Origin of the sequence: Burkholderia sp. Bp9142 (genome assembly GCF_003853415.1) — a bacterium.
GTDB lineage: Bacteria > Pseudomonadota > Gammaproteobacteria > Burkholderiales > Burkholderiaceae > Burkholderia.
In genome coordinates this window covers 60,012-73,129 of record NZ_QTPP01000024.1, presented here as the reverse complement: position 1 = coordinate 73,129, position 13,118 = coordinate 60,012, and the positions used below count along the sequence as shown (strand labels likewise).

At 67.3% G+C, this 13,118-nt stretch carries 11 protein-coding genes; 1 reads left to right on the top strand and 10 read right to left on the bottom strand.

Features of this window, described 5'->3' with window-relative positions; genetic code table 11:
• Window positions 1–50: 50 nt before the first annotated feature.
• Window positions 51–815: a 5-oxoprolinase subunit PxpA gene (pxpA, locus tag DIE22_RS24360; RefSeq protein ID WP_124499866.1), complete on the top strand. Its 765-nt coding sequence runs from the start codon at window positions 51–53 to the stop codon at window positions 813–815.
• 561 nt (window positions 816–1,376) lie between these two features.
• On the opposite strand, the gene DIE22_RS24355 is transcribed toward pxpA, so the two are convergent.
• The 10 genes from DIE22_RS24355 to DIE22_RS24310 all read right to left on the bottom strand — a co-directional run bounded on the left by DIE22_RS24355 (window position 1,377) and on the right by DIE22_RS24310 (window position 12,823).
• Window positions 1,377–2,519 carry a TraB/GumN family protein gene (locus DIE22_RS24355; RefSeq protein ID WP_124499867.1) on the bottom strand — a complete coding sequence of 381 codons (1,143 nt, stop codon included), beginning with the start codon at window positions 2,517–2,519 and terminating at the stop codon, window positions 1,377–1,379.
• On the bottom strand, window positions 2,512–3,528 hold the full coding sequence (locus DIE22_RS24350) for a peptide ABC transporter ATP-binding protein (protein WP_124606249.1): 1,017 nt from the start codon (window positions 3,526–3,528) through the stop codon (window positions 2,512–2,514). The genes DIE22_RS24355 and DIE22_RS24350 overlap by 8 nt, the downstream gene beginning before the upstream one ends.
• The gene (locus DIE22_RS24345) at window positions 3,525–4,523 is read right to left on the bottom strand and encodes an ABC transporter ATP-binding protein (RefSeq protein WP_124499869.1); all 999 of its coding nucleotides are present in this window, start codon (window positions 4,521–4,523) and stop codon (window positions 3,525–3,527) included. Before DIE22_RS24345 ends, DIE22_RS24350 begins: the two co-directional genes overlap by 4 nt.
• A gap of 84 nt (window positions 4,524–4,607) precedes the next feature.
• Window positions 4,608–5,525, bottom strand: a complete 918-nt coding sequence (locus DIE22_RS24340) for an ABC transporter permease subunit (RefSeq protein ID WP_124606248.1) — start codon at window positions 5,523–5,525, stop codon at window positions 4,608–4,610.
• Between the two features lie 4 nt (window positions 5,526–5,529).
• The gene (locus DIE22_RS24335) at window positions 5,530–6,540 is read right to left on the bottom strand and encodes an ABC transporter permease subunit (RefSeq protein ID WP_124606247.1); all 1,011 of its coding nucleotides are present in this window, start codon (window positions 6,538–6,540) and stop codon (window positions 5,530–5,532) included.
• 110 nt (window positions 6,541–6,650) lie between these two features.
• A complete protein-coding gene (locus tag DIE22_RS24330; RefSeq protein WP_124499872.1) occupies window positions 6,651–8,279 on the bottom strand; it encodes an ABC transporter substrate-binding protein in 1,629 nt (542 codons plus the stop codon).
• 331 nt (window positions 8,280–8,610) lie between these two features.
• A complete protein-coding gene (locus DIE22_RS24325; protein ID WP_124499873.1) occupies window positions 8,611–9,918 on the bottom strand; it encodes an MFS transporter in 1,308 nt (435 codons plus the stop codon).
• A 189-nt stretch (window positions 9,919–10,107) separates the two neighbouring features.
• Complete coding sequence (locus DIE22_RS24320; protein ID WP_006751923.1) at window positions 10,108–10,419, bottom strand: high-potential iron-sulfur protein; 312 nt, start codon at window positions 10,417–10,419, stop codon at window positions 10,108–10,110.
• Between the two features lie 161 nt (window positions 10,420–10,580).
• Window positions 10,581–11,690: an NAD(P)/FAD-dependent oxidoreductase gene (locus DIE22_RS24315; protein WP_124499874.1), complete on the bottom strand. Its 1,110-nt coding sequence runs from the start codon at window positions 11,688–11,690 to the stop codon at window positions 10,581–10,583.
• A gap of 152 nt (window positions 11,691–11,842) precedes the next feature.
• On the bottom strand, window positions 11,843–12,823 hold the full coding sequence (locus DIE22_RS24310; RefSeq protein ID WP_124499875.1) for an AAA family ATPase: 981 nt from the start codon (window positions 12,821–12,823) through the stop codon (window positions 11,843–11,845).
• Window positions 12,824–13,118: the final 295 nt, after the last annotated feature.

Here is a 13,118-nt window from a genome sequence, read left to right as displayed (position 1 = left end):
GGCGGAAGCAACATGGAGGACGCGCCACGCCATCAGTGGACGAGAACATCATGGAAATCGATCTGAATGCCGATCTCGGCGAAGGATGCGGATCGGACGAGGCGCTGCTCGACCTCGTCACGTCGGCGAACATCGCGTGCGGCTGGCATGCAGGCGGCGCCAATGCGATGCGCGACTGCGTGCGCTGGGCCGTGCAGAAAGGCGTGTCGATCGGCGCGCACCCGAGCTTTCACGACCCGGAGAATTTCGGCCGCAAGGAAATGCACCTGCCGGCCGGCGACATCTATGCGGGCGTGCTGTACCAGCTCGGCGCGCTGTCGGCGATCGCGCAGGCCGAAGGCGGCCGCATCGCGCACGTGAAGCCGCACGGCGCGCTGTACAACCAGGCCGCGCGCGACCCGATGATCGCCGATGCGGTGGTGTCCGCGATCCACGACTTCGATCCGTCGCTAGCCGTGTTCGGGCTCGCGAACAGCGTGTTCGTCGCGGCCGCCCGCCACGCGGGGCTTGCCGCGGTGGAGGAAGTGTTCGCCGATCGCGGCTACCGCGCGGACGGCTCGCTCGTGCCGCGCAGCCAGCCCGGCGCGCTGATCGACGATGAGGATGCGGTGCTCGCGCGCACGCTCGACATGGTGCGCGAGCGGAAGGTGCGGGCGGTGAGCGGCGAGTGGGTGCCGCTCAATGCGCAGACCGTCTGCCTGCACGGCGACGGCCCGCATGCGCTCGCGTTCGCGAAGCGGATTCGCGCGGCGCTGGAAGCGGCGGGGGTCGACGTCGTCGCGCCCGGTGCGCTGCAGGCCGACGAAGGCGCCTGACAGGCGCGCAAGCCCCGCCGCCTGACGGAAACCGCCGCACCAAAGAAAAAAGCGCCCGTGTGGCGCTTTTCTGTTGGCACAATCGCCGCGGACTTTGCCGTCTGTCGATTCGCCCCCCGAAACCGTCTGTCGACGGCGACCGGAAAGATGCTCCGGATTAAAAAACGTCCGCCGCCGCCCGATTGCTGCTTCCCCCGGTCGGACGACGGAACGTCGCTTATCCGCAAGTCTGTCGCATGCATTTGTCGTGTTGTGCCGACGATGATTGGCCCCGCCGTGCATGCAGACACTCCGCGGCCGGCACGACCATCGCGTGCCGGCTACGCTAACCCCGCGCTTTGTTTTCTGCTACCCCGTAGAACTTTTTCTATTCTTTTCAATTTTTCAACTTGTGGGATGAAGAATAGAGATTGCCAGAACGGGATGTCAATCGTTTTAAACGCTATTTCCTGAGGATTCGAGGGTTTTCCTTATCGAACCGCGCGGGCTGCACAGGCGCCTCACACCGCAGGTGAGCCGTCAATCAAACAGGGGAGGAACGGTACGCGGCACCCGGCGCGATCAGTTCGCGTCGACCCGGTATCCTTGCTGGCGCAACAATTCGAGCACGCCGCGCGGGCCGCCCAGATGCAGCGCGCCGATCGCGACGAATACCGGCCGGTTCGGCGCGGCGATTGCCGTCATCCGTGCAACGAAGCGCCGGTTGCGCTCGTACAGGATCTTGTTGTCGATCGACGCCGACAGCGCCTTCGAACGGGCCAGCCGTTCGCTCTTCGCGACCGCCCACGCCGAGATCGCATCGGCGTCGCCAATTCGCCACAGCCGGTGCAGCGCCTTGATGTCGTCGGCGTTCTGCGCCGGCGTCTGCACCATGTCCTGCGCGAGCATCTCGCGCTGCTCGGCGAGCGTCAGCCCGGTGAACGCGCGCATCTGCTCGGCGAGCGTCTCGAGCCCGATCACGCGGCCGCTCTTCTTCAGGAACACGTTCTGCAGCTGCGCCTCGGTGCCGTACTCGGTCTGCAGGCCGGCCGACAGCGAGTCGTAGGTCTCGACGACCAGCGCCGCGAGCCACGGCCGCATCCGGCGGATCTCCACGAGCGCGGCCGGGTTGCCGCGCAGGCGCGCCGCGAGGCGCTGCCACAGCGGCTCGGGCAGCAGGCGCTGCAGGCACGGATAGCGGCACACGCCGTATTTCGACACGTCGTCCTGCGATTCGAGCAGATCGTCCGGCGACAGCTCGAGCGCGAGCGTCGGCGACGCGGCGAGCGCCGCGAGGATCGGCGGCCGGAACGGTTGCGCGGGCGGATAGTCGGACGGGTCGCCGGTGTGCAGCGTGCCGAGCACGTACAGCGTGACCTTGCCCTTGGTGGCGACATAAAACGGCATGCGCGCGGGCTGCACGCGCACCGTGCCGCGCGCGACCGTGCCGTTCGACACGGACGGCACGTGGAAGCCCGGCAGGCTCATCCCGGGCGGCGGAACCTGCGACGGACGGATCGGCGAACTCGCCGGCGCGCGCCCTTCGGCACGCGCGGCGTCGACCGGGACCAGCATGCTGGCGGCCACGCACGCGCCGGCCAGCGCCGCGCCCGTGACCGTGCGCACGCTCCAGCGCCGTGCGTTGCGGCACGCGCGCATCACGCGCGCGCTGCCAGCCCCCGAACGGCGCACGCCAGGCGCGCGCGCCGCCAACCCATCAGGCATTCGCCTCCCCCACCTCCTCGGCGCGATGGCAGGCCACGCGGCGTCCGTCGACGTCGCGCAGCTGCGGTTCCTCGACGCGACAGCGCTCGACCGCGTACGGGCAGCGCTGGTGAAACGCGCAGCCCGACGGCGGATTGAGCGGCGACGGCAGCTCGCCCTGCAGCTTGATCTGCACGCGGCGGTCTTCCTCGAAGATCGCCGGCGTCGCCGACATCAGCGCGCGCGTGTACGGATGGCGCGGCCGTGCGTAGATCGTCGCCTTGTCGCCGAGCTCGGCGACGCTGCCGAAATACATCACCATCACGTCGTCCGCGATGTGCTCGACCACCGACAGGTTGTGCGAGATGAACACGTAGCTCGTCTTGAACTGCTCCTGCAGATCCATGAACAGGTTCAGGATCTGCGCCTGGATCGACACGTCGAGCGCGGATACGGGCTCGTCGGCGACGACGATCCGCGGATCGAGGATCATCGCGCGCGCGATCGCGACCCGCTGGCGCTGGCCGCCCGAGAACATGTGCGGGTAGCGCTTCGCGTGCTCGGGCCGCAGGCCGACCGTGCGCATGATCTGCGCGATGCGCGCCGCGCGCTCGGCGGCCGTCAGGTTCGTGTTGATCTCGAGCGGCTCGGCGAGCGTCTGCTCGACCGTCTTGCGCGGGTTCAGCGACGCGAACGGGTTCTGGAACACCATCTGCACGCGGCGGCGCAGGTCGGCGACCGTCTCGCGATTCGCGCCGGCCACGTCCTTGCCGTCGATCGTCAGGTGGCCCGAGGTGGGCGTCTCGATCATCGTGAGCTGGCGCGCGAGCGTCGACTTCCCGCAGCCCGACTCGCCGACGACCGCGAGCGTCTTGCCGCGCTTCAGCGTGAACGACACGCCGTTCAGCGCCTTCACCGTGCCCTGACCGAACATCCCGCGCCTGACCGTATAGTGCTTCGCGAGACCGTCGGCCACCAGCACGGCTTCCTCGTCGTGCGGCGTGGCACGCGTTTGATTGACTGCATTCATCGTGCGCCTCCCGTCAGGTCGAGGTTGGAAACGTTGAGCGGCTTGATGCAGCGCGCACGCATCGCATCGTTGCCCGGCACCAGCGTATCGAGCGCCGGACGCGCCTTGCGGCAATCGTCGACGACGTACTTGCAGCGCGGTGCGAACAGGCAGCCGGACGGGCGATCATCGCGGCCCGGCACCATGCCCGGCAATGCGGCAAGGCGACGCGCCCCCTTATTGTGCTCGGGAATCGCCGCGAGCAGCGCTTCGGTGTACGGATGATGCGGCGCACGGAAGATGTCCGGCACGCGATTGGTCTCGATGACCTCGCCCGCGTACATCACCGCGACGCGCTGCGCGACCTCCGACACCACGGCCAGGTCGTGCGAGATCAGCACGAGCGCCATCCCGCGCTCTTTCTGCAGCTTCACGAGCAGATCCATGATCTGCGCCTGGATCGTCACGTCGAGCGCGGTGGTCGGCTCGTCGGCGATCAGCAGCTTCGGGTTGCACGCGACCGCCATCGCGATCATCACGCGCTGGTTCATGCCGCCCGACATCTGGTGCGGGAACGACGTGATGCGGTTCTTCGCATCGGGAATGCCGACCTGGTCGAGCAGCTCGAGCGCGCGCCGGTGCAGCGCATCGCCGCGCAGGCCTTCGTGCAGCTTCAGCACCTCCTTGATCTGGTAGCCGACCGTGTAGCTCGGGTTCAGGCTCGTCAGCGCGTCCTGGAACACCATCGCGATGTCCTTGCCGACGATCTTGCGGCGCGCCTTCGGCGACGCCTTCAGCAGGTCCACGCCGTTGAACGTGACCTCGTCGGCCGTCACCTTGCCCGGCGCGTCGATCAGGCCCATCAGCGCCATCATCGTCACGCTCTTGCCCGAGCCCGATTCGCCGACGACGCCCACCACCTCGCCCGGCGCGATCGACAGGTTGATCCGGTCGACAGCGGGCAGGCCGTTGAAGTTCACCGCGAGATTGCGGATAGTCAGTAGATTTTGGCTCATGTCGTCCTCCGCCGGGCCGCCCCAAGGAGGGCGACCGCCCCCTTGGGGGGCAGCGAACATAGTGAGTGTGGGGGTTGTTTCATCTCACGCCATCCGCTTCAGTTTGGGATCGAGCGCGTCGCGCAGCCCGTCGCCGAGCAGGTTGATCGCGAGCACCGAAATCAGGATCGACAGGCCGGGCATCGTCACGATCCACCAGGCGTTGTCGATGTAGTCGCGCGCGGAGGCCAGCATCGCGCCCCACTCGGCGGTCGGCGGCTGCACGCCGAGGCCGAGGAAGCCGAGCGCCGCCGCGTCGAGGATGGCAGACGAGAAGCCGAGCGTCGCCTGCACGATCAGCGGCGCGGTGCAGTTCGGCAGCACCTGCGAGAACATCAGGCGCAGCGTGCCGGCACCGGCCACGCGCGACGCCGTCACGTACTCCTTCTGCAGTTCGCCGAGCGCCGACGCGCGCGTGAGACGCACATAGGCCGGCAGCGCGACGATCGCGATCGCGAACATCGTGTTGGTGAGGCCCGGGCCGATGATCGCGACGACCGCGACCGCGAGCAGCAGCGACGGCAGCGCGAGCAGCACGTCCATGATGCGCATCACGGGCGTGTCGGCCCACTTCTGGAAGAACGCGGCGACCAGCCCGAGCACGATGCCGGGGATCAGCGCGAGCACGACCGACACGAAGCCGATCCAGAACGACATGCGCGCGCCGAACATCAGGCGCGAAAGGATGTCGCGCCCCGCTTCGTCGGTGCCGAGGATGAACTGCCAGTTGCCGCCAGCGAGCCACGCGGGCGGGATCTTCACGAAGTCGCGGTATTGCTCGACCGGGCTGTGCGGCGCGATCAGCGGTGCGAAGAGCGCGACCAGGATCAGCACCAGCACGACGATGCCGGCGCCGACGGCGCCGCGGTTGCGCGAGAAGTTGGCCCAGAACTCGCGCAGCGCGAGCGCACGGCCGCCGGCCGGCGCGGATTCGCTCGGCAGGGTGTTTTGCAGATTGCTCATGGAATTACCTCGTGTGGCGGATGCGCGGATTCAGCACGCCGTACAGCAGGTCGACGACCAGGTTCACGACGATCACGAGCGTCGCGATCAACAGGATGCCGCCCTGGACGACCGGATAGTCGCGGCGGCCGATCGCATCGATCAGCCACTTGCCGACGCCGGGCCACGAAAAGAGCGTCTCGGTCAGCACGGCGCCGGCGAGCAGCGTGCCGATCTGCAGGCCGATCACGGTGACGACCGGGATCAGCGCGTTGCGCAGCGCATGCACGACGACCACGCGCGCGGGCGACAGCCCCTTCGCGCGTGCGGTGCGGATGTAGTCCTCGCGCAGCACTTCGAGCATCGACGAGCGCGTCATCCGCGCGACCACCGCGAGCGGGATCGTGCCGAGCACGATCGCGGGCAGGATCAGGTGGCTGACCGCCGACCTGAACGCGCCTTCGTCCGGCGCGAGCAGCGCGTCGATCAGCATGAAGCCCGTCGGATGCGGGAAGTCGTATTCGACCGCGATGCGCCCCGATACGGGCGTCCAGCCGAGATATGACGAAAACACCATGATGAGGATCAGCCCCCACCAGAAGATCGGCATCGAGTAGCCGGTGAGCGCGGTGCCCATCACGCCGTGATCGACGACCGAGCCGCGCCGCAGCGCGGCGATCACGCCGGCCGGCAGGCCGACCGCGAGCGCGAACACGAGCGCGCACAGCGACAGCTCGACGGTCGCCGGGAAGCGCGCGAAGAATTCGCCCGCGACGCTGGTATTGGTGATGATCGACGTGCCGAGGTCGCCGTGCAGCGCACGGCCGATGTAGTGGATGTACTGCACGGGCAGCGGCTGGTCGAGCCCGAGCCGTTTCATTGCCTCCGCATGCATCGCGGGATCGACGCCGCGCTCGCCCATCATCACTTCGATGGGGTCGCCCGGTATCAGGTGAATCAGCGCAAACGCCAGGATGGTGATGCCGATGAAGGTCGGGATCACCATGCCCACGCGGCGCAACACGAAAGTGAACATGATGCGTCTCGTATTTTCTTGTGGGAAATGTGCGACCGGCGACGGGAAGCTTTTGGCCTCCCGCCGCCGGATGAGTTAGCCGGTCTTCGCGACAGCTTACACGGGCCGTGTTACTTCACGCCGACACCGTCGAAGCGTGCATAGCCGAGCGGCTCGATGCGCATGTCGACCACGGTCTTGCGTACCGGCTGGTAGACCGTCGAGTTCGCGATCGGCGAGAACGGCAGCTGCTGCGCGAAGATCTGCTGAGCCTGCGTGTAGATCTTCGTGCGCGCGTCCTGGCCCGTCGTCGTGCGGCCCTTCTGGACCAGGTCGTCGAACGGCTTGTAGCACCAGTGCGAGAAGTTGTTGCCCTTGATCGCTTCGCAGCCGAGCAACGTGCCGAGCCAGTTGTCGGGGTCGCCGTTGTCGCCCGTCCAGCCGATCAGCATCGTGTCCTGCTCGCCCGTGTGCGCGCGCTTGATGTACTCGCCCCACTCGTACGTGACGATCTTCGCCTTCACGCCGATCTTCGCCCAGTCGGCCTGGATCATCTCGGCCATCAGGCGGGCGTTCGGGTTGTACGCGCGCTGCACCGGCATCGCCCACAGCGTGATGTCGAAGCCGTTCGCGAAGCCGGCCTTCGCGAGCAGCGCCTTCGCCTTCGCGGTGTCGTACGCGGGCATCTTCAGGTTCTTGTCGTACGACCATTGGGTCGGCGGCATCGGCGCGCCGGCTGCCTGGCCCGCCCCCTGATAGACGGATTCGAGAATCGCCTTCTTGTTGATCGCCATGTCGAGTGCCTGACGCACTTCGAGCTTGTCGACCGGCTTGTGCTCGACGTTGTACGCGAGGTAGCCGAGGTTGAAGCCCGGCTGCGACGGCATGTCGATGCCCGAGTCGGCCTTCAGCGTCGCGATGTCGGCCGGACGCGGATAGCTCATCACCTGGCATTCGTTGCGCTTGATCTTCTGCACGCGCACGCCCGGGTCGGGCGTGATCGAGAAGATCAGCTTCGACAGCTTCACCGCGCCCTTCTTCCAGTAATCAGGATTGCCGTCGAAACGGATCGTCGCGTCCTTCGTGTAGCTGCGGAAGATGAACGGGCCCGTGCCGATCGGCTTCTGGTTGATGTCGGCGGCCTTGCCGGCCTTCATCAGCTGATCGCCGTATTCGGCCGACAGGATCGACGCGAATTCCATCGCCATGTTCTGGATGAACGGCGCGTTCGGCTCGGCCAGCGTGAACTTCACGGTATACGGATCGACCTTCTCGACCTTCGTGATCAGCTTGTCGAGACCCATGTCGGTGAAGTACGGGAACGACACCGGGTAGGCCTTGCGGAACGGCTGGTTCGGATCGAGCATGCGCTCGAACGAGAACACGACGTCGTCCGCGTTGAATTCGCGCGTCGGCTTGAAGAAGTCGGTCGTGTGGAACTTCACGCCGTGGCGCAGGTGGAACGTGTAGACCTTGCCGTCGGACGAGACGTCCCACTTCTCGGCGAGGCCCGGCTCGACCTTGGTGCCGCCGCGCTCGAATTCGACGAGGCGGTTGTAGACGGTGAACGTGGCGGCGGTGAAATCGACGCCGGTCGTGAATTGCGCGGAATCAAAACCCGCCGGGCTGCCTTCTGAGCAGTAGACGAGCGTTTTGTTCGGGATCTGTGCGAATGCAGAACCCGCGACGCCGAGCGATGCCGCTGCCACGCCTGCAATGGCGGTAACACGCAGGGTGTGCAACAGACGGTTGTATTCCATGTTTCCTCCAGGTCTCCAGATCGGAACCGGTCCCGCAGGGGGGCCGGGGTACGCGGATATTACTTGAGCTAGCGATTCTGCAACAAGCTGGAGAAAAAACTCTTCTAGACGCATCGACGCGGGTTTTTGCCGATGTCTTGCGCCCGCGAAAAGTGCCTCTGCACGCGCGAGCGGCCATTTCGCCGATCCGGCGCGTGTTTCCTTCGACAACTAAACAATTCGTACGCGCAGGCGAACGTGCGTCACGCCGCAGGTCCGCGTGAATTCCCGGGCTACGCCGCGCATCGTTGCGTTTTCCGAAACGACGAGATGCCGGTCCGGGCCCGCATCGTCAGGCCGGCGCGTCGAGATCCGCGCTGCGCGCGGGCACGAACGCGACCGCGACGATCGACAGCGCGAGCCCCGCCATCACGTAATAGGTCGGCGCGAGCGGCGTGCCCGTCACCTTGATCAGCCACGTGACGATGAACTGCCCGAACCCGCCGAACAGCATCACCGCGACGTTGTACGCGATCGACAGCCCGGTCGAGCGCACGTTGGCCGGGAACAGCTCGGCGATCATCGCGCCGAACGGCCCGTAGTAGCCGGCGAGCGTCACCGACAGCACGGCCTGCACCGCGATCAGCCGCCCGATGCTCGGCGCGGCGTCGAGCCACGCGAACAGCGGATACATCAGCACGAGCGTCAGCACGAGCGACCACAGCGACAGCCCCTTGCGGCCGATGCGGTCCGACCACGCACCGGCGACCGGCGACAGCACCATCAGCAGCAGGTTGCCGATGATCACCGCGTAGAACGATTCCGCATATGGCAGCTTCAGCTGCTTGACCGCGAAGGTCGGCAAATAGCTGATCAGCACGTAGATCGTCACCGTCAGCGCGATCACCGAGCCGAGCCCGCACAGCACCTCGCGCGGATGGCGCGTGAACACGTCGCCGAGCGTCGCGCGGCGCGCGCTTTGCTGCGCATGCAGGAACGCCTCGGAATCGGCGAGATGACGGCGGATATAGAAGCCGATCGGCCCGATCACGAGCCCGAGGATGAACGGCACGCGCCAGCCCCAGCTGTGCAGCGCGTCGTGCGACAGCCCGCGCGTGACGGCCGCGCCGACCAGCGCGCCGATCAGCAGCGCGGCCGCCTGGCTCGCCATCTGCCAGCTGCCGTAGAAACCGCGTTTCGAGAACGGCGCGGCTTCGATCAGCAGCGCGGTCGCGCTGCCGAATTCGCCGCCGGCCGAGAAACCCTGCAGCAGGCGGCCGAACACGATCAGGAGCGGGCCGCCGATGCCGATCGCCGCGTAGGGCGGCGCGATCGCGAGCAGGAAGATGCCGGCCGTCATCAGCAGGATCACGAGCGACAGCGCGGCCTTGCGGCCCGCGCGGTCCGCGTATAGCCCGAACACGATGCCGCCGATCGGGCGCATGAAGAATGCGACGCCGAACGTCGCGGTGGTCAGCAGCAGCGACGAGTATTCACTGGAAGTCGGGAAGAACAGCTCGGCGATCACGACCGTCATGAAGCCGAACACCGTGAAGTCGTACCACTCGAGCGCGTTGCCGATCACGGCCGCCGCGACCGCGCGCCGGTTCAGCGCGCGCTCGGGCCGGATGGTTTTCGTTGAATTCGCAATCGTCGCCATGCGAGCCTCGTCCTCGTGAATTCGCCGTATCGGGCGGCGCGGCGTGCGGGGGAGCCGCGGCGCGCTGGTTTGCAGCGAGTGTAGAAAGCGACGGAACCGTTTTCAAGCATAAAAAACGCCCGCCATCGTCCGACGGCGGGCGTTTTGCGGTTTTCGCCACATTGCGGCATCGCACGATGCCGCACGGACTCAACCCATCTTCGAGAATGCGCTGCACCAGCCCTTCGCCGACACCTGCTTGCCGGGGAACGCACCGCAGGGGCCCGAAGCCGAGCCCTTCTTGCCCTGGTACAGCATGCAGGCCGCGCAATCCTGGCCCGCTGCGTATTTCGGATACTTCGTCTTGTCGACCTTCGTGGCATCGGCCTTGTAGCCGAGCGCCACGGCGGTCGGATCGGTCTCCGACAGCATCGGCGCATCGGCCAGCGCTTCGCGCGACAGCGCCAGCGCGGACACGGCGCCAATGCTCGTGATCAGGAAACTCCGACGGGTTGTTTTCATGGGGGACTCGCTCCAACGTTATCGGTTTGAAAGCCGTTCTGGCGACGGCCGTTCGACAGAATAACGCTCAAGCGCACCAATGTGCGCGCCGAAATGCCGGAGATAAGGGATTTCACACGGGGTTGCACACGGCCGGCCCGCACCCGAGCGGGCCGTGTGCGTCATGCATACGACGTCATGTCGCCGACGCGCTGCGCGAGCGCGAGCGATGCGGTCAGCCCCGGCGACTCGATGCCGAACAGGTTCACGAGCCCGCGCACGCCGTGTTGCGCCACACCCTGCACGACGAAGTCGGCCGGCGGCTCGCCGGGCCCCGCCAGCTTCGGGCGGATCCCCGCGTAAGCCGGCTGCAGCGCGCCGTCGGGCAGTTCCGGCCAGTACGCGCGGATCGATGCGTAGAACGCCTGTGCGCGCGCCGGATCGACTTCGTAGCGCAGCGCATCGACCCATTCGACGTCCGGGCCGAAGCGCGCCTGCCCGGCCAGGTCGAGCGTCAGGTGCACGCCGAGTCCCGCCCGGTCGGGCATCGGATACACGAGGTGCGAGAACGGCACGCGCCCGGACAGGCTGAAGTAATTGCCGCGCGCGAGATAGAGCGGCGGCACCCAGTGCGGGTCGAGGCCGTGCGTGCGGCGTGCGAGCGCCTGCGCGCCGAGGCCCGCGCTGTTGATCACGCACGCCGCTTCGATTTCGGCCGGCGCGTCGCCGCCGGTGTGCACGACGAAGCGGCCGCCGCGCAGCACGTCGATCGACTCGACCGGGGATTTCAGCGCGCACATCGCACCGTCGCGCTGCGCGTCGCCGAGCAGCGCGAGCATCAGCTGGTGGCTGTCGACGATGCCGGTGCTCGGCGAGAACAGCGCCTCCGTGCATTCGAGCGCGGGCTCGAGCGTCTGCGCCTCGGTGCGCGTGAGCGGCATCAGGTCCAGCACGCCGTTTTCCGCCGCGCGCGCGGCGATCGCCTTCAACTGCTTCGCCTGCGCGGCGCTCGTCGCGACGAGCAGCTTGCCCACGCGCCGATGCGGCACGTGACGGGTTTCGCAGAATTCGTACAACAGGTCGCGCCCGCGCACGCACGACATCGCCTTCAGCGAACCGCGCGGGTAGTAGAGCCCTGCGTGAATCACCTCGCTGTTGCGCGAACTCGCGCCCGTGCCGATCGCGTCGGCCGCCTCGAGCACGATCGTTTCGCGCCCGCGCGCGGCCAGTTCACGCGCCACCGCAAGACCGACGACACCCGCGCCGATCACCACACAATCCGTCTGCTCCATGGCGTTTCGCGTCGCTCACGCGTCGAGGGGATAGATAGGAATTGTACGTCCCGGTTCGCCCGCTTGCCGAACGTACGTGCATCCGCACGAGCGTGCGCATCGCGAGGCCCGGCGGGACGCGCGCGGGCCGCGGCGCTGCGCGCGCCGCCGGCTCAGAAGCCGATCGGCCGGCGCTTTGCCGCCCCCTCGTCGGCGCGGATGTCGGAGGGTGCGATCACGTCGCGGCCGTCGAGCCGCGCGGCGCCGAACGCATGCAGCAGCGCGCGGCGCATCGTGCGCGGCGGCGTCGCGGCCAGCACGTCGAGCGCGTCGTCGTCGAGCGTGTCGGGAAAGCGCCGCCCCCACGCGTGCGACGTGCGGATCTCGCCGTAGATCGTCTGCGCGATCCGCCGCGCGCCGGCCGCATCCGGCGGCGCGATCTCGTACACGTTCATCCGGTTCAGCAGCGGCTCCGGAATCGCCTGCGCGTCGTTCGCGGTCGCGATCCAGATCACGTTGCCCGCATCGATCGGCACTTCAGCGAATTCGTCGACGAACGCGCGCGCGGTATCGTGCTCGAGCAATGCGTACAGCGCGCCGAGCGGATCGTATTGCGCGTCGCTGCCGGCCTTGTCGATCTCGTCGACCGCGATCACCGGGTTCGCGTAGCTGCCGTTGACGAGCGCCTCGAACACCTTGCCGGGCTTCGCGTTCTTCCATTGCGACGACGCGCCCGACAGGATCCAGCCGGCCGTCAGCGAACTCATCGGCACGTAGTGGTACGCGGTGCCGAGCAGTTGCGCGAGCGCCTTCGCGAAATGCGTCTTGCCGATGCCGGGCGGCCCGAGCAGCAGGATCGGCATCAGTTCGAGCCGATCGTCGGTCTCGAGGCACAGCGCGACCTGCTTGCGCACGTCGCCGAGCGGCTCGGTGAAATTGGGCAGCGCGTCGCCGAGTTCGTCGAACGACGGCATCCGGTTCGGCTTCACGCAAAAGCGCAGATTGCCGGTCTTGAGCATCCGCTCGTAGGTGGCGCGCAGTGCGTCGCTCGCGCTCTCGTTCAGGTCGTTCAGCGCGGTCTCGACCTGCTCGAGGTCGTACACCGTGCTGAAGGACGCCACCGCCAGTTCCTGTTTCACCATCGCCGTCGTCATACCAACCTCGCTACCGCTGCCGTCACACGACCATCAGACCCTTACGATTTCAGTGTAGCGATCCCGCATCGGCGTGCAAGCAAGCAGCCGCGCGAGTCTGCTGCTAACACCCGGCGCGCGCTGCACGCGTGCGCGACGCGGCGTATCATCGATGGTTCACCCGCGCCACGCCGGCGTCGCCGGCCGCGTCCGCGCGATCGAGAACCACCTCGTCACCGAGCGCGCGAGCGTCGCGGAGTTCGCGCGCTTTTTCGCTTGAAAACGCGTGACGCGCACCTACCTTTCGTTCAGGACC